This window comes from Ensifer sp. LC384, assembly GCF_001695865.1.
Lineage (GTDB): Bacteria > Pseudomonadota > Alphaproteobacteria > Rhizobiales > Rhizobiaceae > Ensifer.
This window is the reverse complement of sequence record NZ_MBST01000022.1, coordinates 36,987-57,894: the sequence shown is the minus strand read 5'-3', so window position 1 is coordinate 57,894 and position 20,908 is coordinate 36,987. Positions and strand designations below refer to the sequence as shown.

General features: G+C 63.1%; 20 protein-coding genes. 13 read left to right on the top strand and 7 right to left on the bottom strand.

All coding sequences use genetic code 11. The annotated features are described in order from the left end of the window. Window positions 1-7: 7 nt before the first annotated feature. Window positions 8-1,456 (top strand): MFS transporter, encoded by a 1,449-nt coding sequence (locus BC363_RS17595; protein ID WP_065783544.1) that lies wholly within the window; start codon window positions 8-10, stop codon window positions 1,454-1,456. Between the two features lie 116 nt (window positions 1,457-1,572). Further along, complete coding sequence (locus tag BC363_RS17590; protein ID WP_083222607.1) at window positions 1,573-2,043, top strand: LysR substrate-binding domain-containing protein; 471 nt, start codon at window positions 1,573-1,575, stop codon at window positions 2,041-2,043. Between the two features lie 34 nt (window positions 2,044-2,077). On the opposite strand, the gene ggt is transcribed toward BC363_RS17590, so the two are convergent. Next, window positions 2,078-3,823, bottom strand: coding sequence for a gamma-glutamyltransferase (gene ggt, locus BC363_RS17585; RefSeq protein ID WP_065783495.1), 1,746 nt, complete (start codon window positions 3,821-3,823; stop codon window positions 2,078-2,080). On the opposite strand from ggt, the gene BC363_RS35155 reads away from it, so the two are divergent. Next, window positions 3,822-3,968, top strand: coding sequence for a hypothetical protein (locus BC363_RS35155; RefSeq protein ID WP_161491384.1), 147 nt, complete (start codon window positions 3,822-3,824; stop codon window positions 3,966-3,968). The two genes, ggt and BC363_RS35155, sit on opposite strands and share 2 nt — an antisense overlap. Before the next feature lie 301 nt (window positions 3,969-4,269). Next, the gene (locus BC363_RS17580; RefSeq protein WP_065783497.1) at window positions 4,270-4,611 is read left to right on the top strand and encodes a GFA family protein; all 342 of its coding nucleotides are present in this window, start codon (window positions 4,270-4,272) and stop codon (window positions 4,609-4,611) included. Window positions 4,612-4,660: 49 nt separating this feature from the next. On the opposite strand, the gene BC363_RS17575 is transcribed toward BC363_RS17580, so the two are convergent. After that, window positions 4,661-6,151, bottom strand: coding sequence for a sensor domain-containing diguanylate cyclase (locus BC363_RS17575; RefSeq protein ID WP_065783498.1), 1,491 nt, complete (start codon window positions 6,149-6,151; stop codon window positions 4,661-4,663). 145 nt (window positions 6,152-6,296) lie between these two features. On the opposite strand from BC363_RS17575, the gene BC363_RS17570 reads away from it, so the two are divergent. Beyond that, on the top strand, window positions 6,297-6,716 hold the full coding sequence (locus BC363_RS17570; protein ID WP_083223502.1) for an alpha/beta hydrolase-fold protein: 420 nt from the start codon (window positions 6,297-6,299) through the stop codon (window positions 6,714-6,716). On the opposite strand, the gene BC363_RS17565 is transcribed toward BC363_RS17570, so the two are convergent. Both BC363_RS17565 and BC363_RS17560 read right to left on the bottom strand, forming a co-directional pair. After that, window positions 6,673-7,101 carry a hypothetical protein gene (locus BC363_RS17565; protein ID WP_083223503.1) on the bottom strand — a complete coding sequence of 143 codons (429 nt, stop codon included), beginning with the start codon at window positions 7,099-7,101 and terminating at the stop codon, window positions 6,673-6,675. The two genes, BC363_RS17570 and BC363_RS17565, sit on opposite strands and share 44 nt — an antisense overlap. Before the next feature lie 462 nt (window positions 7,102-7,563). After that, window positions 7,564-8,445, bottom strand: a complete 882-nt coding sequence (locus BC363_RS17560; RefSeq protein WP_065783499.1) for a helix-turn-helix domain-containing protein — start codon at window positions 8,443-8,445, stop codon at window positions 7,564-7,566. 95 nt (window positions 8,446-8,540) lie between these two features. On the opposite strand from BC363_RS17560, the gene BC363_RS17555 reads away from it, so the two are divergent. Both BC363_RS17555 and BC363_RS17550 read left to right on the top strand, forming a co-directional pair. Beyond that, window positions 8,541-10,103 (top strand): 4-hydroxyphenylacetate 3-hydroxylase N-terminal domain-containing protein, encoded by a 1,563-nt coding sequence (locus tag BC363_RS17555; protein ID WP_065783500.1) that lies wholly within the window; start codon window positions 8,541-8,543, stop codon window positions 10,101-10,103. 10 nt (window positions 10,104-10,113) lie between these two features. After that, window positions 10,114-10,626: a flavin reductase gene (locus BC363_RS17550; RefSeq protein ID WP_065783546.1), complete on the top strand. Its 513-nt coding sequence runs from the start codon at window positions 10,114-10,116 to the stop codon at window positions 10,624-10,626. 73 nt (window positions 10,627-10,699) lie between these two features. Here the strand turns inward: BC363_RS17550 and BC363_RS17545 are convergent, their stop codons facing one another. Further along, entirely contained in the window at window positions 10,700-12,178 is a 1,479-nt protein-coding gene (locus BC363_RS17545; RefSeq protein ID WP_065783501.1) for an aldehyde dehydrogenase, read from the bottom strand. 59 nt (window positions 12,179-12,237) lie between these two features. Further along, a complete protein-coding gene (locus tag BC363_RS17540) occupies window positions 12,238-13,689 on the bottom strand; it encodes an APC family permease (protein ID WP_065783502.1) in 1,452 nt (483 codons plus the stop codon). A gap of 310 nt (window positions 13,690-13,999) precedes the next feature. Between BC363_RS17540 and BC363_RS17535 the strand changes: the two genes are divergently transcribed. Genes BC363_RS17535 through BC363_RS17510 form a run of 6 tightly spaced genes read left to right on the top strand, consistent with a single transcriptional unit; the run spans window position 14,000 to window position 20,362 of the window. Further along, window positions 14,000-14,782 carry an IclR family transcriptional regulator gene (locus BC363_RS17535; RefSeq protein ID WP_065783503.1) on the top strand — a complete coding sequence of 261 codons (783 nt, stop codon included), beginning with the start codon at window positions 14,000-14,002 and terminating at the stop codon, window positions 14,780-14,782. After that, the gene (locus tag BC363_RS17530) at window positions 14,782-16,035 is read left to right on the top strand and encodes a Tm-1-like ATP-binding domain-containing protein (protein ID WP_065783504.1); all 1,254 of its coding nucleotides are present in this window, start codon (window positions 14,782-14,784) and stop codon (window positions 16,033-16,035) included. Before BC363_RS17535 ends, BC363_RS17530 begins: the two co-directional genes overlap by 1 nt. Continuing rightward, entirely contained in the window at window positions 16,032-16,679 is a 648-nt protein-coding gene (locus BC363_RS17525) for an HAD-IA family hydrolase (protein WP_065783505.1), read from the top strand. Before BC363_RS17530 ends, BC363_RS17525 begins: the two co-directional genes overlap by 4 nt. Window positions 16,680-16,697: 18 nt before the next feature. Continuing rightward, window positions 16,698-18,056, top strand: coding sequence for an aspartate aminotransferase family protein (locus BC363_RS17520; protein WP_065783506.1), 1,359 nt, complete (start codon window positions 16,698-16,700; stop codon window positions 18,054-18,056). Window position 18,057: 1 nt separating this feature from the next. Then, window positions 18,058-19,341 (top strand): aspartate aminotransferase family protein, encoded by a 1,284-nt coding sequence (locus BC363_RS17515; RefSeq protein ID WP_065783507.1) that lies wholly within the window; start codon window positions 18,058-18,060, stop codon window positions 19,339-19,341. A 7-nt stretch (window positions 19,342-19,348) separates the two neighbouring features. Continuing rightward, window positions 19,349-20,362 carry a phosphotransferase gene (locus BC363_RS17510; RefSeq protein ID WP_065783508.1) on the top strand — a complete coding sequence of 338 codons (1,014 nt, stop codon included), beginning with the start codon at window positions 19,349-19,351 and terminating at the stop codon, window positions 20,360-20,362. A 17-nt stretch (window positions 20,363-20,379) separates the two neighbouring features. On the opposite strand, the gene hpaR is transcribed toward BC363_RS17510, so the two are convergent. Further along, window positions 20,380-20,850: a homoprotocatechuate degradation operon regulator HpaR gene (gene hpaR / locus BC363_RS17505; protein WP_065783509.1), complete on the bottom strand. Its 471-nt coding sequence runs from the start codon at window positions 20,848-20,850 to the stop codon at window positions 20,380-20,382. Between the last annotated feature and the right edge of the window lie 58 nt (window positions 20,851-20,908).

The window sequence follows — 20,908 nt, the reverse complement described above, 5'->3', positions numbered from 1 at the left end:
TGACCACATGACCGCGATCCCGAACGGCACGGAGGCATCCGGCGCATCTGCGACGCGCCATTCCCGCATCGTCGCGCTCGTCGTCGCCGTCGCCTTCTTCATGCAGATGCTCGACGGAACGATCGTTATCACCTCCTTGCCGCAGATGGCGATCTCCTTCGGCGTGCAACCCGTCGCCATGAGCATCGGCATCACCGTCTACATGCTGACGATGGCAGCCTTCATTCCGCTCTCCGGCTGGCTCGGCGACCGCTTTGGGGCGCGCAACGTCTTCCTTGTCGCAATCGCCATTTTCACGCTCGCCTCGCTCTTTTGCGGATTGTCGGGAAACCTCGGCCAGTTCATCGCCGCACGCGCCGTGCAGGGCATCGGCGGCGCGTTGATGACGCCGGTCGGCCGGATCATCGTCCTGAAGAACGCCCGCAAGTCGGAGCTTGTCGGCGCGATCGCGCTCATCACCTGGCCGGCGCTGATGGCCCCGGTCGTCGGCCCGCTTCTCGGCAGCGTCATCACCGCGTGGTTCAGCTGGCACTGGAATTTTCTGATCAACATCCCGATCGGGCTGATCGGCCTTGCGCTTGTGCTGCGCTTCGTTCCGGACCAGCGAGAGCAAGCGACGCGCCGCCTCGACGTCAAGGGCTTCCTGCTGTCGTCAACCGGCCTCACGCTGGTGCTGGCCGGCCTCGAAGCCTTCGTGCACGGCACCGCCAATGCGCTGGCGATCGTCCTGCTGCTGGCAACGGGTGCTGCCACCGGGGTCATGGCAACACGGCATTTCAAGGCGATCGCCAATCCGCTGCTCGATCTCTCCGCCTTGAAGGTTCAGACCTTTGCGATGTCGACGCTGTCGGCCGGCACCGCCTGCCGGGTCGCGATCAATGCGACGCCTTTTCTGATCCCGCTGCTGTTTCAGGTCGGGTTTGGCCTCGACCCGATCCAGACCGGCATTTATGTGCTTGCCTACTTCGCCGGCAATCTCGCGATGAAGTCGGTGACGACGCCGTTGCTGCGCCGTTTCGGCTTCCGCACGGTGCTTGTCGGCAATGGCCTGCTCGCATCGCTGGCGATCGGCGCCTGCGCAGCGCTATCGACAGATACGCCCAGGCTGCCGACGCTTCTGCTTTTGTTTGCAGCCGGGCTTTTCCGCTCGATGCAGTTTACCGCGCTCAACACCCTTGGCTTTGCCGACATCAATGCAAGCCAGCGCAGTTCGGCTTCGACCCTGTCGAGCATGCTCCAGCAGGTGGCGATGCTCATGGGCGTTGCCGTTGCCGCCGCCGTTCTCAACCTGTCGCAGGCGCTGCGCGGCGGCGAAACGTCTGCCCTTGCCGACTTCCGCTGGGCGTTTCTTGTCGTCGCGACGATTGGCATTCTCTCGGCCCTCCGTTTTCTGGGCCTGCCGCGGGACGCGGGTGCGGAAGTCTCAGGGCATTCGAGAAACACAGACGCGGCATAGCGACTTCGATTGGACCGCGATCCGGCGTTAGGCGGACCGCTGGGGCGGTCCTTGTCTCAACGGCTGCGCGTCCGCTTCACGGTCAGTGATCCAATCTCAAACGGAAGCGGGCCGGTCTGGCCGAGATCGGCATTATCCCGGACGCCATCTATGCGACAGGCTTGCGGCTGATCCCCTTCGCGATAGATCGGCTGTTTGCCGTGGTCTCAAAGGATCATGCCTTGGCAAACCACCGGCAAATCGGTTTCACGGACCTGCTCGACCACGCGTTCGTCGGCCTTGCGGAAGGCAGCGCCCTGCAGGACCATATCGAGGGCCAGGCGGCCCGCATCGGCCGCCGACTGAACTTCCGTCTGCGGGTCCGCAGCTTCGAGGGCGTCTGCCGCTTGGCCGCGCAGGATGTCGGTGTCGGCATCGTCCCGCAGACAGCCGCGCGCCGGGGCCGTCGCATGGCGGCGATCGCCGAACTCAACCTGACCGACAAGTGGGCGACACGTCGCCTGTCGATCTGCCTGCAGTCGGAAGAAGACCTCTCGCCGCTCGCCCGCGACCTGGTCGAGCACCTCGGCAATTTTCGGCAGGATTGACGCCGAGGCGACCGCCAACGTCTCGACGCGTAGATCAGTAACCTCTGGCCGCCCCCGCATCGATGCGACTGTCGGCCGCGCCGTTGTAGCGGGCGCCACCGCCGGCCGCGATTTCGGCAAGGCTTTCGCCGCCGACGAGAATACCGGTCGCCTGGCCCCAGATGCTCCAGTTCTTGTCGATCTGCACGTCGTGACCCATAGCCGAGAGAAGCTTGCGGGTATCGGGCGAAAGCGCGTAGGGCTCCATGAATACCCTGTCCGGCAGCCACTGATGATGGATGCGCGGCGCGTCGACGGCCTCCTGAATGTTCATGCCGTGATCGATCACGTTGAGGATCGCCTCAAGCGTGATGGTGATGATGCGCGCACCACCCGGACTGCCGATCACCATGAACGGCTTGCCGTCCTTGGAGACGATGGTCGGGCTCATCGACGACAGCGGTGTCTTGCCCGGTGCGATCGCGTTCGCCTCGCCTTGGACGAGCCCGTAGAGATTGGGAGCACCCGGCTTGGCCGTGAAATCATCCATCTCGTTGTTGAGCAGAATGCCGGTTCCGGGCGCAACGACACCCGCGCCGAACGATCCGTTCAGCGTATAGGTGACGGCAACCGCATTGCCCTCGTCGTCGATGATCGAATAATGGGTCGTCTCCTTGCTTTCGCCGAAACCCTCCGGCATCAGCGTCTGCGAAACGCCGGCTTTGAACGGGTCGATCTTGCCGCGGATTTCGGCCGCGTATGCCTTGTCGAGCAGCTTGCCGACCGGGTTCTCGACAAAGTCAGGATCCCCAAGCCTCGTGTTGCGGTCGACGTAGGCATGACGCATGGCCTCGATCATCGCATGCACGGTCTCGGCCGAGCCGTAGCCGAGATAGGAGAGCGGATAACCCTCGAGAATGTTGAGGATCTCGCAGATGATGACGCCGCCGGAAGACGGCGGCGGTGAGGAGACGATATCGTAGCCGCGATAGTTGCACTTGACCGGCTGCAGTTCGCGCACGGCGTATTGCTCGAAATCCTTCTTGGCGAGGATGCCGCCCTTGTCCGCACTTGCCTTGACGATGGCGTCGGCGATTGCCCCCTTGTAGAAGGCGTCGGTACCCTTCTCGGAAATACTTGAAAGCGAAGCGGCGAGATCCGCCTGCACCAGTGCATCACCGACGGCAAAGGGTTTGCCGTCGGGTTTCAGAAAGATTGCGGCTGCTGCCGGGTCCTTGGCCAGCCTTTCGGTTTCGCCATCAAAGGAATCGATGTCGCCCTGCTCCAGCCGGAAACCGTCCTTGGCAAGCGCGATGGCAGGGGCGATCAGCTCTTTCAGCGATCGCGTGCCGTAACGGCTGCGCGCGACTTCGAACCCCGCCACCGGCCCTGGAACGCCCACGGCGAGATAGCCCTCGGTGCTCAGGCCATCGACCAGTTGCCCCTTGTCATCAAGATACATGGTCTTGGTCGCCGCAGCAGGCGCCCGCTCGCGAAAATCGAGGAACGTGGTCTTGCCGTCCTTGAAGCGGATCGTCATGAAGCCGCCGCCGCCGATGTTGCCGGCGGTCGGATAGACGACCGCAAGCGCATAGCCGACGGCAACGGCCGCATCGACAGCGTTGCCGCCCTTTTTCAGGACCTCCACGCCGATATCCGACGCCAGGTGCTGGGCAGTGACGACCATGCCGTGCTCGGCCTTGATGGGCTCCGGCGACGCGGCCCTGACAACCGATGGAGAAACCGCGCCGAGCGCGGCAATCAGGGTGAAGGACAGGACATTCAGACAGGAACTGCGCATGCTTTTCTCCCGCGACAAGAGGTTTGGCTGGCAAATGACGCCCTCGATCGAGGGCGGCGGCATCGGAGTTCGTGAAGACACCGCGCACCGGTCGGCGGGCAAGGATCCGGCCATCGGGCGGGCGCAGGCTCCGTTCAGAAATTGAAGCCTTACCCGGAGTATAGACATGCGCGGCTGGCACGGGCAATCGCTGGCTGAACATCGTGGCAGGCGAAGACGTCGAATGCGAACGCGGCCGACCTACAGTTGGCCAGCAATGGTAGCCGCTCTGTGGCAGCGAGCACCTGGTCGCGGCAAACCAAGATGCTTGCCGGTGACCGCCTCGTCGCGGCTTCCAAATTTTTACCATTGCCATGATCGGCCGTGGCTGTGACAGTCCGATCCTGGGACCTGGCAACATCCGAAACCGGATGTCTGGCAAAGAAAATCAACGGGAAGAAGGTCGAATGATCGAGGGCCATTGCCATTGCAAATCAGTTCGCCTTTCCGTCCGTGTCCGACCCGACACGCTCGGCAGTTGCAACTGTTCGCTGTGCTCCCGGCTGGGCACGCTTTGGGGCTATTATGATGCCGAAGAGGTGTCGATCAGCGACCCTCAGGGCAAGCTCGTCGGCTATGTCCAAGGCGACGCCACCTTGACGATGCACCATTGCGGCACCTGCGGCTGCACCACGCACTGGTCGCCGATCGGCACCGATGCGACACGCATGGGTGTCAACATGCGCCTGTTCGATCGCTCCGTCTGGGAGGATATTCCGCACCGGCTGATCGACGGCGCCAGCTGGTAGACGGGCGGCCCCACCCTCTTCCTAGCGCCTTGCCTGCGCGACAGCAGCGCTAGGCCGCCGATGCCGCGCTGCCACGCTCAACGGCCGCCTTTCCGCTCTGAACGTCGCGGCTCTCCTGCTCGGCGTATCGAGCTCGCTTCTGTTCGTACATGCTCAAATCGGCACGCTTGACCAGCGCCTCCATCGTTTCACCCGCTTCGCTGGTTGCAGCGCCGAGCGATATACTGACGGGGGCGTTGGAATAGAACTGGTTGTTGATCTTCAACAACTCGTTGATGGTCTCGACCATCGTTGCCGCCGCCTGCCGGTCAGCGCCGGGCATCAGGATGGCGAACTCGTCGCCGCCGATGCGGGCGGCATGGTTGGGCTGCGATACCGCACCGTTCAAGACTTCGCCGAGCCGGCGCAACAGGGCATCGCCGGCATCGTGGCCGAGCTGGTCGTTGGCGGCTTTCAGGCCGTCAAGGTCGATGACGATGGCCGACACCGGCCGGAGCGACTTGCGCTCAAGCCTGTTCAGTTCGTCCGTGTAGAAGGCGCGGTTGTGCAGCTTGGTCAGCACATCATGTTTGCCGAGATATTCGAGATAGGCCTCAGCCTTCTTGCGCGCGGTGATATCGGTCAACGCCACCTGGACAAGGGACCAGTCGGCTTCATGCCCCGGAAGAACGGAGAATTGCAGCAGGACGTGGCGCTCGGATCCATCGAGTGCATAGTTGATCACCTCGCGGTGGTGCAGAAGATTGCCGTTCCACAGCTCGATCAGTTGCTCGCGGAAATGCTTCTCCATCTCATTGCGGAAGATATCGCCGAGATGCTGCAGCAGCGTGTTCCGGTCGGGCGCGCAGAACAGGTCGAGCGTCGCCTGGTTGATGTCGATGACCCTGATCTCGCTCATGCATTGCCGCACGAACTCCGGATGGACGTCGGTGAAGACGCGAAAATCGACGATCCCGCGATCACGGACGTCCTCGAGCAGCACCTTTATCCGGCTGAAATCCTCCACCCATAGCGACACCGGCGAATGCGCGAAGATGCCTTCCGCATAGCGCCGGTTCTCCCGTTCCTTGCGCCGCGCCTCCTCGCGCGCCGTGACATCTTCCGTCGTCAGCAGCAGCCGCCCGAGCGTATTTTCGTATCCGGGCAGGACGGAACCGCGCAGCTGAATGTCCAGCCTGCGGCCGGATAGAGTGTAATTGACCGCGCTGCTGCTGAACTCGGTCTTTCCTTCCCACAATTCGGCAAGCTCGTTGACGTGGCTTTCCAGCATCTCGTCACGAAAGACCTTCGACAGGTTGACCGAGAGATGATCGATATCCCTGGCTTCGAACAGGTCCAGTGTGCGGCGGTTGACCTGAAGCACACGAATTTGGCCGGAGCACGCGGCGACACGCGTCAGATCTTGCTGGAGAAAGGCACGGATATCCGCCACACCTTCGGCCCGCCAGCGATCGAACTGCGCTTTGACCCCACTGAAATCCTCAATCCACATCGCGATTGGTGCCAGATCAAAAATGTTGGTGTCGGAAGGACCTGTCATTACTGTTCCATCTCAGTCGGCGGGGGGAGAGGGTTCCATGCAAAGGCGCGTCGCCTTTGACGGCAGTCTAATGCTCTTTAAGTAAAGATACGTAAATCCTCAACCGCGATCACGTCCGAGGATTCCCGGTCTCAGCCACTTTGGAATGTTGCAAGGCCTCGTCGGCTTTACCGCAGGCGGCCCGCTGCACACCGCATGGAAGGCCTTCGTCGAAAACGTCCCGGAACGTCTTGACCGGCTGATTGCGACCGGGCTGATGCCGCCGGTGGTCGTCGCCTTTCCCGATTGCTTCACCTCGCTCGGCGGCAACCAATATGTCAACAGCACGGTCGTCGGCCGCTGGGAAGATTTCCTCATCGACGAGATGCTTCCGACGGTCGAAACCCGCTTTGGCTGCGGCGGCACCGGACGGCGCGGCGTTTTCGGAAAAAGCTCGGGCGGCTACGGCGCGTTCTCCCATGCCTTCCGGCGGCCGGACATCTGGGCTGCGGCCGCAAGCCACGCCCCTTCGGCGAACGCGTTCACGGCGCCAGCAGCCAAAATGCGAGCCCGGAAAGAAGAATGAAAAGGGCGATCAGCCTGGCAAAGCGCTGCATGCCGTGGGTTGTGTCGGCGCCCAGGATCGCGTTCCAGAGCGCTCCGCCGGTGGCATCGACGTCGGCGGTTGCCGCAAATGCTGGCTCCCGTTTTGCCGAGCTGTAATCGTGAGGACGCGGCTGGCGGCTCGCCGTTGTCGTTTCGTCAAAATAGATCCCGGAGCTGGCAATTTGGCCATCGCCCGCATCGGCTACCTGGGCCTCGCGCAACGCACGATCGTCGGGCTCCGGCCGGCCCAACAGCGCATCGAGCCAGGCACGACGCGCCTGGGACGCCGCAGCGTGGCGTGGCCATTGCGCCGGTCGCAACAGCATCGCGGAGGAGCGTCTGGTCTTCGGATGACGGAGTGACATGTCGGGACCTCCCGCAACAACAATTCACCAGAAGCGCATTTGTTCCACCACAGCGAAGCACGCCGCCCAGAAATGCTAGGGGCAGCGGACCAGACGTCTCGCGACTTCGGCGCTGATCTTCGCCGACGACCGGCAGGACCTGCCGCCACCGCCCTATCTCCTGGGAGAGCCCTGAAATAGAAAAGGCGCTCGACCCTTGACGGGGAGCGCCCTTTCTTGACCCGGACAACGTCAAACGCGCGGGCATAGCCGCTGCAGGACGCCATCGATACGGGTAGTGATGCCCTAGATAGTCAACCGCTCCCGGTTTTCAAGGCACAATCATCGTTATCCCGGAAATTGTTTGGTCGGCTCGGCAAAGACCGTTTAGGGAGCACCATTCAACCGACATCTCCTCCTCTCAGCGCCACAGCATGAAGCAAGGAAGGGCGCATTGTCGGAGCTCGAAGGCCAAAGGCGTATTCAGGATGGGACAATCGCCTCTGCCAGCTTCAGCCGGCGCCAGTCGCTCGGTGCCAGGCCGGTGCGCAATCGGAAGAACCGCGAGAAATAGGCGGCATCCCTGAGGCCGATCTCGTAGGCGACATCCTCGAGCGACCGAACGGTGAAGAGCAGCAGGCGCTTGGCTTCGAGCAACCGGCGCTCGTTGATCAGTTCCTTCACCGGCATTCCGAATGCCGCATTGCTGGCCTTGGCAAGCAGATGCGGCGTGGTCGCAAGGGCATCCGTGTAGCGCGCGACGCTCCAGTTCTCGCGAAAATGCGCGTCGACCAGTCGCCGCAGCTGCGTTGCGAGCAGAACATCGGGCGACCGCGATAGTAACGGCGCAAGCGAGGCAAGGCGGGCGATCTGTGTCAGGATCGCCGATGCGAGCGACGCCATCATCGACTGGGTGCCGAAGGCCGCGACGGCATACTCGTCCGCAATCATATCCATCAACTGGGACAGGCGCTGCCATTGCCTGTCGTTACTGGTGCCCGCGACCATGATCGGTGCATCGAGCGCCAGGACCGTCTGGTCCGTCACAGACAACATCAGGCCGTCGGCAATCGAAATGACGATGGCGTCGCTTTCCTGTGGCTCGACGGAGAAGCCGTGCACGATGCCGCTCGGGACAAAGCTGACGGCAGGCGCGGAAAAGTCCAATACCTTGTCTTCGATGAAATATGTTCCACGACCGCGGAACCAATAGGTCACCTGGGCAAGTTGATCATGCTTGTGGGCCTTGACCTGCCCTTGATGCAGCCCACGCCGAGCCATCACCGTCTCGACGTGAAAGAACCCGGGTTCGAGCTGCTGTTCCGGTTCTCCGTAGACAAAGAAGCTTGGAATGCCGTCGGCCATGAACCACCCGAAAAAGTGCAAGTCATTTTGTCATTCTGTCCATGGCAGCCTCGACAATCAATGCCTAGTCTTGACGAAACTCAAGGAGGAGAACCATGAGAGCTGAGGACTTTCGCGCCGACAAGGCGCGCCCGTTTACCGGGGCGGAATATCTCGAAAGCCTGCGTGACGGTCGCGAGGTCTATATCAACGGCGAGCGCATCCACGATGTGACCGCGCATCCCGCCATGCGCAATTCGGCGCGATCGCTGGCAAGGCTCTATGATGCGCTGCACGATCCGGCCAAGAGGGATATCCTGACCGCCCCCACCGACACCGGTTCCGGCGGCTACACGCACAAATACTTCCGCGTCGCCCGATCGTCGGCCGACCTCGCGGCCCAGCAAGGCGCCATCGCCGAATGGGCGCGCATGTCCTACGGCTGGATGGGACGGACGGCCGACTACAAGGCCGCGCTGATGAACACGCTTGGCGCCAACGCATCATGGTACGGCCCCTTCAAGGACAATGCGCTCGCCTGGCACAAACGCGCCCAGGAAGCGGCTTTGTTCATGAACCACGCGATCGTCAATCCGCCCATCGACCGGCACAAACCGGCCGATGCGATCAAGGACGTCTTCGTTCATATCACCAGGGAAACGGATGCCGGCATCTATGTCTCCGGCGCCAAGGTGGTGGCGACCTCGTCGGCGCTGACGCACTACAATTTCCTGGCGCAAAGCTCGGCGACGGTCACCGAGGATCCGTCACTCTCCGTCATGTTCATCGTCCCAATGAATGCGCCGGGCATCAAGATGTTCTGCCGCGTTTCCTACGAGCAGACGGCCAATACCGTCGGGCACCCCTTCGACTACCCCCTGTCGTCGCGGTTCGACGAAAACGATGCCATCCTGGTGCTCGACAATGTCTTTGTGCCCTGGGAAGACGTGCTGGTGCTGCGCGATGCTGCGAAGATCCTGTCGTTTCATCCGGCATCGGGCTTCATGCACGGCTACTGCTTTCAGGGCTGCACCCGCTTCGCCGTAAAACTCGACTTCCTCGCCGGCCTGCTGGCCAAGGCGCTCCGGGCAACCGGCGGCGACGCCTTTCGCGGCAACCAGGCAGCGCTTGGCGAAGTCATCGCGCTCCGGCACATGTTCTGGAGTTTCTCCAATGCCATGGCCTACAACCCGACCCCCTGGGCGGATGGGGCGGTTCTGCCCAATCTCGAGGCCGCGCTCTCCTACCGGACCTTCATGTCGGAAGCCTATCCCCGGGTGATCGACACCATTCGCCGGGTCGTCGCCTCCGGCCTGATCTACCTGCCGTCGTCGGCCAGGGATTTCGGCAATGGCGAGATCGACCGTTACCTCGCGCAATATGTCCGCGGCTCCAACGACATGGGCCATATCGAGCGCATCAAGATCATGAAGCTGCTCTGGGACGCGACCGGCACCGAGTTCGGTGGACGCCATGCGCTCTATGAACTCAACTATGCCGGCGCCCCGGAAGAAGTCCGGCTGCAGGTGCTGAAGGGCGCCGAGCGCGGTGGACGCCTGAAGGAAATGGAAGCGCTCGTCGACACCTGCATGAGCGACTATGACGAGCAGGGATGGACTGGCGACACCTGGCTGCCGCCGCTTGGCGCCGAAGCGCCGATCCGCAATGCGGCCGAATGAGGCGATCGCCATGGAAACGGTTGTCTCCAAGACTGAATTCCGCAACGCGATGGCGCGGGTCTGCGCGCCCGTCAATGTCGTCACCACCAACGGACCCGCCGGGCGCGGCGGGTTTACGGCGACGGCAATGTGCTCGGTCACCGACGACCCGCCGAGCCTGCTGGTCTGCATGAACCGCAACTCGAGGCAATGCGGCCTGTTCATCGACAACCGCCGCTTCTGCGTCAACGTGCTCAGCCACGACCACACCGAGCTTGCCGGGCATTTCGCCGGCGCGACGCAGGACATGGCGGCGCGCTACGCCGCCGCAGACTGGGTGGAAATGAAATCGGGAAGTCTCGCCGTGAAGGATGCGATCGTCTCGCTCGATTGCGAGCTGGCGGAAGCGAGATTGCTCGGCACCCACCACATCCTGGTCGGCCGGGTCGTCGCCATCCGATCGCGCAGCGACGGCAACGCACTTCTCTACTTCGACCGCAACTACGTACACGTGCCGACGCAGCTCGGAAGCTTCGGCGGGTAGGGATCGACGGAGACGAAACGGGCCGGGGTTGCACCCCGGCCCGTTTCGTTTTGACGACGGCAGTTCGTTGCCGTCAGAGCTGGATCCAGGCGGTCTTCAGGTCGGTGTATTTGTCGAGCGCATGCAGGGACTTGTCGTGACCATTGCCCGATTGCTTCACCCCGCCAAGCGGCACCGTGTTGTCGGCGCCACCATAGGTGTTGACGTGCACGACGCCGGCCCGGATGGAGCGCACCATGCGATGCGCCCGCGAGAGGTTCGCGGTCCAGACCGCCGATGCAAGCCCGTATACGGTTCCATTGGCGATGCCCAGCGCATCGGCCTCATCTTCGAAGGGGATGATCGAGAGGATCGGGCCGAAGACTTCTTCTTTGGCGAGGCTCATGTCGGGCTCGACGTCGAAGATCGTCGGCTGCATGTAGAAGCCACCGGTGTCTTCGAGGATGCGCTTGCCGCCGGCCCTCAGCCGCGCGCCTTCGTTGACTGCCTGCTCGACGAAGCCGAGGTTTTTTTCGAGCTGGATTTGGCTGGAGATCGCGCCGGCTTCCGCCGACAGCAACAGAGGATCGCCCACCTTTATGTTTGCCGCGATCGCGGCAACCTTCTCGGCGAATGCTTCGTGGATGGACCGCTCGACCAGCAGGCGCGAGCCGGCGACGCAGACCTGGCCGGAGTTGCGGAAGATGCCATAGGCAGACACCTTGGCCGCCTGGTCCAAATCCGGCGCATCGGCAAAGACGATGTTGGGCGACTTGCCACCCAGTTCCAGATAGACGCGTTTGAGGTTGGAGCGCGCCGAATATTCCAGCAGCCGACGCCCGACGCCGCCCGAACCGGTGAAGGCGAGCACGTCGATATCCGCATGGAGACCGATCGCCTCGCCTGTCATGGCGCCCCTCCCCGTCACGACGTTCAGCACGCCCTCGGGCAGCCCGGCCTCGGCACAGAGTTCGGCCAGCCGCAACAGGGTCAGCGATGCGCCCTCGGCCGGCTTCAGGATGACCGAGTTTCCGGCGGCAAGCGCCGGTGCGATCTTCCAGGCGCCGATCATCAGCGGAAAATTCCAGGGAACGATGGCGGCGACGATGCCGACCGACTCGCGATGCACAAGGCCGAGCACGTTGCCTGCGGTCGGCGCGATCTCGCCATAGATCTTGTCGATCGCCTCGGCATAGTAGCGGAAGGTGCCGGCGGCGCTGCCCGGCTCCGCCTTCAGCGCCATCGAAATCTCCGTACCATTGTCGCGCACGCCGAGAACCGCAAGCTCGAGAGCGTTCTTCTCGATGAGTTCGGCCACGCGCAGAAGCACTTTCTTGCGCTCCGCCGGCGCCGCCTTCGACCACTTGCCTGTCTCGAAGGCCGCCCGGGCTGCAGACGCAGCGACATCAACGTCGTCAACGCCGGCATCGGCGATGGTCGTCAGCCGCGTCCCGTCGATCGGCGAGATGACATCGAGCGTCCTGCCGGACCGGGCCTCACGCCAATTGCCGCCGATGAAGAGTTTTTGCGGCGGCACCACATTGCGGCGCAACTGGTCGATTTTTTCCTGCATGTTCCCCGTTCCATTTGTCAGGCGGAGGGGCGGCCGATTTCTCGGCCACCCCTATCGGATCAGATCTCCTGGCCGGCGCCAAGCCGCGCGAACTCCAGCGGACGGCCCGATTTGAGCATTGCCGCCAACGCAAGGCCGATGACGCCGGCAATCACCACGAGTCCCGGCAGGAAGACGGCGAGCAGACCGGTGGCGCCGGCGAGGTCGCCGAAGTTGACGGCAATGGCAATGATCACCGCAATCAGGATGACGCCGGTGATGACCGGGATGATCTTTGTCACGAGCGTGTTCGATTCCAGTCCCGGATTGCGATTGAAGAAGGCGACGATGGCAAAGGCGGTAAACGCCATCAGCACCATGACGGCAAGCGTGCCGACATTGGTCAGCCAGGAGAACAGCGCCAGCACCGGATCCTGTCCTGTTGCCGCAAACAGCGCAACGACGAGGGTGGCAGTGATCGTCTGAATGACCGAGCCGGCATGCGGGCTATGATAGACGGGATGAGTGACGCCGATCGAGGCCGGCAGCAGGCGCTCGCGGCCGGCGACATAGAGATACCGGGCGACGCCGTTGTGGAACGCCAGCACGCCGGCAAACAGGCTGGTGACGAAAAGCACGTTCATGATCGGCGGCAACCAGCCGCCGGCATAACGCTCCGCCAGGCCGAAGAGGAAGGTCGTCGGATCGGCAAGCCCCTGCAGTTCCGGCACCAGCTTGTCGGCACCCGCCGCATTCACCATCAGCCAGGATGTCAGCATGTAGAAAACGCCGATGATCAGCGCGGAAATATAGGTCGCGCGCGGCACGGTTCTATGCGGATCGCGGGCTTCCTCGCTGTAGATCGTCGTCGCTTCAAAGCCGATGAAGGCCGCAAAGCAGAACAGGATGCCGATCGAGGGAGAACCGGACATCAGAGCCGAAGGCGTGAAGGAGGTCATCGTCAGGCCGCTGTCGCCACCCTTGGCGATGATCGCCACGTCGATGACCAGCACCACGAGATATTCGAGAATGACGAGCACGGTCAGCACCTTGGCCGACAGGTCGACGCGGCGATAACCGAGAACGCCGACGATCGCGATGCCGATAAAGGTCCAGACCCACCAGGGCAGGTCGATACCGAGCCCGGCAAAAAGCCCCGCGGTTGCCGCGCCGAACAGGCCGAAGACACCGATCTGCATGGCGTTATAGGCAAGGATGGCAATCATCGCCGCGGCACCACCCATCAACCCGCCCAGCCCCTGCGCTGTATAGGCGTAGAAGGCGCCGGCGTTGCGGATATGCCGCGCCATGGCGACATAGCCGATCGAGAACATCAACAGGATCAGCGTGACCAGCAGAAACGTGCCGGGAATGCCGGCGCCGTTGCCGAGCAGCATTGCCAGCGGCACGCCGCCGGCAACGGCCGTCAGCGGCGCTGCGGCCGATACCACGAGAAACGTAACGGCGCCGACCCCAAGCGCGTTCTTGCGCAACTGGTTCGCGCCGGTTGCGGGCGACGATTGATTGTCCATAGCTTCTTAGCTCCCCTTTTCTTGGCAATATTTGCCTTTTGCCTCAGGTCCATCTCTCCAAAGGCATCCTCCGCGAAGCTGCTGCCGGCCACGTTGCTTTTTGTTCTTGGTCGCGCGCAGTAGTCGGTTCAATATTCAAACCGTTGCTTCAAATATAGACTTGCAAATGGCACGGCGACCTGTCAAGTTATTTCGCATGTTAAGTATCTCGGCCGGATAAAACGCGATACGGGTGGTCAAACCGCCTGGAAATCAAGGGAACGGGCATCGGGATCACTACTGGCAGCGGCGCTCGGCGACGGAGGACTGGATGAGCACCATCGGTAAGGCACTGACCCTGTTGGACGCGATCTCGCGGCTGGACAAGGAAGTGGGCTTGAGCGACATCGCCAGGCATTGCGCGCTCGACAAGGCGACGGCGCGACGCTTTCTCGTCGAGCTTGAAAGGCATGGCTTCGTCGAACAGGATCCGGACACCAAACGCTATCGCATCGGCGGCGCGCCGGTCCGGCTTGCTCACATCCGGGAGGCACGGTTCCCCTTTCTCAGTGTCGCCATTCCGTTCGTAAAGGAGCTTGCCAGCACATCAGGCGAGACCGTGCATCTCTCGGAATTCGTCGCCGGCCGGCTCTCGACTGTTCACGTGGAAGATTCACCGCGCGCGCATCGGGTCATCGTCGATGTCGGAAGCGCACTGCCGTTCCATGCAACGGCGTCCGGCCACGCCTTCCTCGCCTTCTGCCCCGCAAAGCAGGTCGAAGATGCGCTGTCCATGCCGCTCGAAGCATTCACCGAGCACACGATCACCTCGAGGACCGAGCTTCGCCGTCTGCTCACGGAGACGGCGCACCGCGGCTATTCGATCAGCCAGCAGGGGCTTGAGAGCGGCGTCATCAGCGTCGCCGCCCCCATCCGCGCGCCGAACAGCGTGCCGATCGGCGCGATCGCCGTCGCGGCACCGCAGGTGCGCGCCAATGCGGAGACGATCGCTGAACTCGGTCCGGCAACGGCGGCGATCGCCAAACGCATTTCTGAGAAATTCTTTGGGTTGGAGCAAGCGACTGCCAATCCGCTGGCAAGGAGGGCCGGCTGATGAATGCGATGAACCGTCTACCCAATATCCTCGTCGTAGGAACGGGAGACACGAAATGCGAAGAGCTACAATTCATGGCGTCGGTCATCCGCGAAGCCGGCGGCTTGCCTGTCATGATGGACGTCAGCATCCTTGGTGATCCGCCCTATGCGCCGGAGTATTCGCGTCACGATATCGCCGAGGCGGCCGGCACGTCGATCGTAGCGATTGCCGCAAGCGGCGACGAAAACAGCGCGATGGCGCTGATGGCCAAAGGGGCCGCAACTATTGCCCGCACCCTCCATGACGCAGGGCAGGCCGATGGCGTCATCATCCTCGGCGGTTCGATGGGCACCGATCTGGCACTCGATGTCGCGGCAGCCCTGCCGCTCGGCGTGCCGAAATTCGTCGTCTCGACCATCGCCTATTCGCACCTGCTGCCGCCGGAGCGCATCGCGCCTGATCTGATGATGATCCTTTGGGCGGGCGGGCTATACGGCCTCAACGGCATCTGCCGATCGGTGCTGTCGCAGGCCTGCGGCGCCGTGGTCGGAGCGGCCCGTTTCGGCACCAAGCCGGACAAGGAGCGGCCGCTGATCGGCATGACCTCGCTCGGGTCGAGCTGCCTCAAATACATGAAGTACCTGAAGCCCGAACTGGAACGACGGGGCTATGACGTCGCGGTGTTTCACGCGACCGGAATGGGTGGCCGTGCCTTCGAGGCAATCGCTGCACAGAACGGCTTTACCGCCGTCTTCGACTTCTGCATTCAGGAGGTCAGCAACCATCACCACGGCACGGTCGTCACCTCCGGGCCCGACCGGCTGGAAAATGCCGGGCGCGCCGGAATTCCGCAGCTTGTAGCACCGGGAGCGATCGACATGGTGGACCTGCCCGCATGGCAGGCACTGCCCGCGGCCTTCGCCGACCGGCCCTATCACGCTCACAACCGGCTGCTCGGTTCGGTGACGACATCGCCGGAAGGGCGGCGCGAGATCGCCCGCATCATCGGCGGCAAGCTCGCCGATACCAGCGCCGAAGTTGCCTTCATCCTGCCGCTCAAGGGCATTCAGGAATGGGACAAGCCGGAAGAGCCGCTGCACGAACCGGAGGCGCTCGACGCCTTCATCGACGAGATGCGCCGCGCCGTACCGGCGTCGGTCCACCTTCACGAGATCGACAGCCACATCAACGCACCGGAGTTTTCGGCAAAGGCGCTCGCCATCTTCGACGATTGGATCGCACGTGGCATCATCCCGGGAGGCCGCCCGTGACGGATCGCGCCCTCATCCTCGACTTCGGCGGAGTCGTCACCCGCACGCTGTTCGAAACCCACGACGTCACCGAGCGCGCGCTCGGCCTTGCCCCAGGCAGCCTGACCTGGCGGGGACCGTTCGACACGGCTTCCGATCCGCTCTGGGTGTCGATGCAAAAGCGTGAGATTACCGAGCGCGACTATTGGACGAAGCGCACCCGCGAGGTCGGGCACCTCGTCGGCGAGGACTGGACGGATATGAAGACCTTCGTCCAGCGCGCCCGCGGCGCCGAACCGGAACTGGTGCTGCGCCCGGAAGCGCGCGATGCGATCCTGCGGGCAAAAGATGCCGGCATCAGGCTCGCCATTCTTTCCAACGAACTCGACCTCTTCTACGGCGTGGAGTTTCGCAAACGCTTCCCGCTCATCGAGCTTTTCGACGTTATCGTCGATGCCACCTACACCGGAATATTGAAGCCGGATCCGCAGGCCTACGAAGTCGTGCTTTCCGAACTCGACCTGCCGCGGGAGGCCTGCGTCTTCGTCGACGACCAGAAGAAGAACATCGAGGGCGCCGAGGCAGTGTCTCTGCCCAACGTGCATTTCGATGTCATCAGACCCGCAGAAAGCTACGCCAGAGCCCTCCGGATGCTCGGCATTTGAACTGACCAGGAGCAAGACATGCGCGAAACCAACTTCCTCATCGAGAACAATGCCCGCCACCTGTGGCATCCGATGGCGCACCCCGCCGAAATGCACGCGACGCCGCCGCGCATCATCAATGCCGGCGAAGGCGTGGAGATCGTCGACATCCACGGCAAGAAGGTTCTCGATGCGGTCGGCGGCCTGTGGAATGTCAATATCGGCTATTCCTGCGAGCCGGTGAAGAAGGCGATCCGCGATCAACTCGACGACCTGCCCTATTACTCAACCTTCCGCGGCACCACCAATTCGCCGCTCATCGAGCTTTCCTACGAACTTGCCGAATGGTTCAAGGAGGATGGCCTCAGTCGCTCGTTCTTCACCTCGGGCGGATCGGATTCGGTCGAGACCTGCCTTCGTCTCGCCCGCCAGTACCACAAGCTCAACGGCCAGCCGGAACGCACGAAATTCGTCGCACTGAAGAAGGGGTATCACGGCACGCATTTCGGCGGCGCCTCGGTCAACGGCAACGCCAATTTCCGCCGCAACTATGAGCCGCTGCTGCCGGGCGTCTTTCACCTGCCCGCCCCCTACACCTACCGCAACCCGTTCGCGACGACGGACGGCGCCGAAATCGCCCAGGGTATTGCCCGCCTCTTCGAAGACGAGATCGCCTTCCAGGGCGCCGACACCATCGCTGCGTTGATCATGGAGCCGGTTCTTGGTGCCGGGGGCGTGATCGTACCGCACGAAACCTTCATGCCGCTGATGCGCGAGATCTGCGACCGCCACGGCATTCTGCTGATTGCCGACGAGGTGATCACCGCCTTCGGCCGCACCGGCGCCTGGACCGGTTCGCGCCTCTGGGGCGTCAAGCCGGATCTGATGTCGACCGCCAAGGCGATCACCAACGGCTATTACCCCTTCGGCGCGGTGATGATCTCGGACAAGGTCGCCGAGGCTTTCGAAACCAACAGGACGGCTGCCGGCTCGATCGGCCATGGCTACACCTATTCCGGTCATCCGGTCGGCGCTGCCGCGGCCCTTGCCACGCTCAAGGAAACGAAACGCCTCGATGTCGCGGCCAATGCCGGCGCGCGCGGCGAGGAGCTGATGGCGGGCCTACAGGCACTAAAAGCGAGTCACGAGCTCGTCGGCGATGTGCGCGGCAAGGGCCTGATGTGCGCGCTTGAGCTTGTATCGGATCGCGAGAAGAAGTCGCCCGCTGCGAAGGACGTGGTGCAGAAGGTCCAGGATGTTGCCTATGAGGCAGGCGTCATGGTCCGCACATCCGGCCCGAACGTGATCCTGTCACCGCCACTCGTCATCGCCGCCGAGGATGTCTCGCGCATTCTTTCGGCCCTGGATTCGGGCCTGAGCGCTGCCGAGGGCAAATAACATGAGCGACACCGCAGCGCTGCTGGCACGCCGCGAACGGCTGCTCGGCAAGAACATGTCGCTGTTTTACAGCGACCCGGTGCATATCGTGCGGGGGGAAGGCGTCTGGCTCTGGGACGCCGACGGCAGACGCTATCTCGACTGCTACAACAATGTGCCGCATGTCGGCCACTGCCATCCGCGCGTGGTCGAGGCGATCGCCCGGCAGGCGTCAACGCTGAACACCCACACGCGCTACCTGCATGAAGGTATTCTCGACTATGTCGAGCGGCTGACGGCGACGTTTGACCATAGCCTCGACACGGCTATCCTGACCTGCACCGGCAGCGAGGCCAACGACATTGCGCTGCGGATGGCTCAGGCGGTCACCGGCAAGACGGGGGTGATCGCAACCGATCACACCTATCACGGCAACACCGCCGCCGTTTCCCAGCTTTCTACCCGGATGCCGCCGGTCGGCGGGTTTGGCGGCCATGTGCGGCACGTGCCGGCACCCGACAGCTATCGGCCGCTCGGCGGCGTTCCCGGCGAGGCCTTTTCGATCGCGTTTGCGGCCGAGGTGGAAGGGGCGATCGCCGAGCTGCAGGAAAGCCCGTTTGGCTTTTCCACGCTGATCATCGACCCGTTCTTCGCCAATGAAGGTTTTCCCGATTTGCCCCAGGGCTTCCTCGACGCAACCGTTGCGGTCGTGCGGAAGGCCGGTGGCGTGGTGATCGCCGACGAGGTCCAACCCGGCTTCGGCCGCACGGGCGAGCACATGTGGGGCCACCAGAAGGCCGGCATCGTTCCCGATATCGTCACCTTGGGTAAGCCGATGGGCAACGGCCATCCGATCGGCGGTGTCGTTGCCGGCAGCGAGACACTGAACGCCTTTCGCAAGGCCTTCCGCTACTTCAACACCTTCGGCGGCAATCCGGTCTCCTGCGCCGCAGCGATGGCCGTGCTCGACGTCATCGACGAGGAAAAGCTGGTCGACAACGCCCGCGAGGTCGGCGCCTATGCCAAGGCAGGCATCGACAGGCTCAGGGACAAGCACGACATCATCGGCGACGTGCGCGGCAGCGGATTGTTTTTCGGGGCAGAGCTTGTGCTCGACCGGGACCGGAAGGCGCAGGCTGCCGATCTTGCCACCAAGGTTATCAACGACATGCGCGAGCGCGGCGTGCTGATGGGCAAGCTCGGCATTCACCAATGCGCGACGAAGATCCGTCCGCCCATGCCGTTCTCCCGGGAGAACGCCGACCTGATGCTGTCGACCCTCGACGACGTTCTCTCGGGCTTGTGAGCAGACCATGGCCGAGCATCTGCCGCAACGTCTCCTGGAAGCACTCGCAGCCCGCGCACGAGAAGCCGTCGCCCATTGGGGACTTGAGAACGCGAAGCCGATGTTGCTGAAATATCGCGAGAACGCCGTCTTCCGGATCACGCTCGCCGATGGCGAGCCGGCAGTGCTTCGACTGCATCGTCCGGGTTATCATGACGAGTCCGCGCTGCGCTCGGAACTGCAGTGGATGACAGCGCTGCGCGACAGCGGCCTTGCGGTGCCGAGCGCGATCGCGGCACCGCAAGGCCGCCTTCTGGTGCGTCTCGACGCGACCGACGATTTCGCGGGCCAGCATGCCGATATCGTCAGCTGGATGCATGGTGCGCCGCTTGGTGAAAGCGGTGTTCCGTTCGCCCATAGCGGCGAACGGCAGGTCGCCATCTTTCATGCGCTTGGCGCCATGATGGCCGACATGCACAATCTTGCCGATCGCTGGTCGATGCCTGTCGGCTTCAAACGTGCCGCCTGGGACGCCGAAGGCCTTCTTGGCGAAAGCCCGGTCTGGGGTCGCTTCTGGGACTGCGAGGGCCTGTCGGCCGAACAGAGGCGTGGCCTCGGCATTCTGCGTCATCGCCTTCGGAGCAGTCTGGAAAACGTGCCGGCGGCCGCGCTCGACTACGGCCTGATCCATGCCGACCTCGTGCGCGAGAACGTGCTGGTTCGTGACGACGGCGTGGCGTTCATCGACTTCGACGATGCGGGTTTCGGCTTTCGCCTGTTCGATATCGCGACCGCGCTTCTCAAGAACCGCAACGAGCCGGCCTACCCGTCGATCGAAAGGTCGTTGATCGAGGGGTACAGAAGCAGGCGTCCGTTGCCCGATGCCGCACTTTCGGCCCTGCCACTTTTCATGACGCTTCGCAGCCTCACTTACATCGGCTGGTTTGCCGCGCGGCCGGAGCTTCCTGGCGCCGAAGCGCGCCTGCGTCGCTACGCGGACGAAACCCTGCTCTTTGCGCGAACGCTACCGGTCCCCGCATGAGGTTTGCAGGCTCCCGCTCAGTCGCCGAGCGTTGCGAGCTCGTCCAGCATGTCGAGCAGCACCTCGACGCGCTCGTGGCCGTAACGTGCCTCGAGCTGGTCGTAGATCGCCCGGCTCTCCGGGCCGACGTCGGCGATGACCCGCATGCCGGCGGGCGCGATCTCGAGAAGCACCCGGCGCCCGTCATCGGCGTCCTTGTGCTTGGTGATCAGCCCGCGCTCCTCAAGCGACCGGATGATGCGCGTCAGGCTCGGCGCCAGAATGAAGGCCTTGTCGGCCATCTCGGAGGCATCGACCTTGCCGGATTCGGCAAGGATCCTGATGACGCGCCATTGCTGCTCGGTGATTTCGTGACGTGCCAGCATCGGCCGGAAATGCCCCATCACCGCTTCGCGCGCGCGCAGGAGCGCGATCGGCAGCGACCGACGCGTATTGTGGGGAAGAAGGGCGTCCGGCCCAAGTTCGGTGGGGGTTTTCGCACGGCTCATGCCCGATCTATGGGCGATTTTTCGCCTTTTCGCAATTGTCGACGATGGCTCGACAACG

What these genes read in the sequence shown, in the direction of transcription:
- ggt (WP_065783495.1), bottom strand. Translation starts at nt 3,823, where the DNA reads ATGCGCAGTTCCTGTCTGAATGTCCTGTCCTTCACCCTGATTGCCGCG.
- BC363_RS17580 (WP_065783497.1), top strand. Translation starts at nt 4,270, where the DNA reads ATGATCGAGGGCCATTGCCATTGCAAATCAGTTCGCCTTTCCGTCCGT.
- BC363_RS17570 (WP_083223502.1), top strand. Translation starts at nt 6,297, where the DNA reads ATGTTGCAAGGCCTCGTCGGCTTTACCGCAGGCGGCCCGCTGCACACC.
- BC363_RS17555 (WP_065783500.1), top strand. Translation starts at nt 8,541, where the DNA reads ATGAGAGCTGAGGACTTTCGCGCCGACAAGGCGCGCCCGTTTACCGGG.
- BC363_RS17515 (WP_065783507.1), top strand. Translation starts at nt 18,058, where the DNA reads ATGAGCGACACCGCAGCGCTGCTGGCACGCCGCGAACGGCTGCTCGGC.
- BC363_RS17535 (WP_065783503.1), top strand. Translation starts at nt 14,000, where the DNA reads ATGAGCACCATCGGTAAGGCACTGACCCTGTTGGACGCGATCTCGCGG.
- BC363_RS17530 (WP_065783504.1), top strand. Translation starts at nt 14,782, where the DNA reads ATGAATGCGATGAACCGTCTACCCAATATCCTCGTCGTAGGAACGGGA.
- BC363_RS17540 (WP_065783502.1), bottom strand. Translation starts at nt 13,689, where the DNA reads ATGGACAATCAATCGTCGCCCGCAACCGGCGCGAACCAGTTGCGCAAG.
- BC363_RS17560 (WP_065783499.1), bottom strand. Translation starts at nt 8,445, where the DNA reads ATGGCCGACGGCATTCCAAGCTTCTTTGTCTACGGAGAACCGGAACAG.
- BC363_RS35155 (WP_161491384.1), top strand. Translation starts at nt 3,822, where the DNA reads ATGCTTTTCTCCCGCGACAAGAGGTTTGGCTGGCAAATGACGCCCTCG.
- BC363_RS17595 (WP_065783544.1), top strand. Translation starts at nt 8, where the DNA reads ATGACCGCGATCCCGAACGGCACGGAGGCATCCGGCGCATCTGCGACG.
- hpaR (WP_065783509.1), bottom strand. Translation starts at nt 20,850, where the DNA reads ATGAGCCGTGCGAAAACCCCCACCGAACTTGGGCCGGACGCCCTTCTT.
- BC363_RS17550 (WP_065783546.1), top strand. Translation starts at nt 10,114, where the DNA reads ATGGAAACGGTTGTCTCCAAGACTGAATTCCGCAACGCGATGGCGCGG.
- BC363_RS17520 (WP_065783506.1), top strand. Translation starts at nt 16,698, where the DNA reads ATGCGCGAAACCAACTTCCTCATCGAGAACAATGCCCGCCACCTGTGG.
- BC363_RS17510 (WP_065783508.1), top strand. Translation starts at nt 19,349, where the DNA reads ATGGCCGAGCATCTGCCGCAACGTCTCCTGGAAGCACTCGCAGCCCGC.
- BC363_RS17565 (WP_083223503.1), bottom strand. Translation starts at nt 7,101, where the DNA reads ATGTCACTCCGTCATCCGAAGACCAGACGCTCCTCCGCGATGCTGTTG.
- BC363_RS17545 (WP_065783501.1), bottom strand. Translation starts at nt 12,178, where the DNA reads ATGCAGGAAAAAATCGACCAGTTGCGCCGCAATGTGGTGCCGCCGCAA.
- BC363_RS17575 (WP_065783498.1), bottom strand. Translation starts at nt 6,151, where the DNA reads ATGACAGGTCCTTCCGACACCAACATTTTTGATCTGGCACCAATCGCG.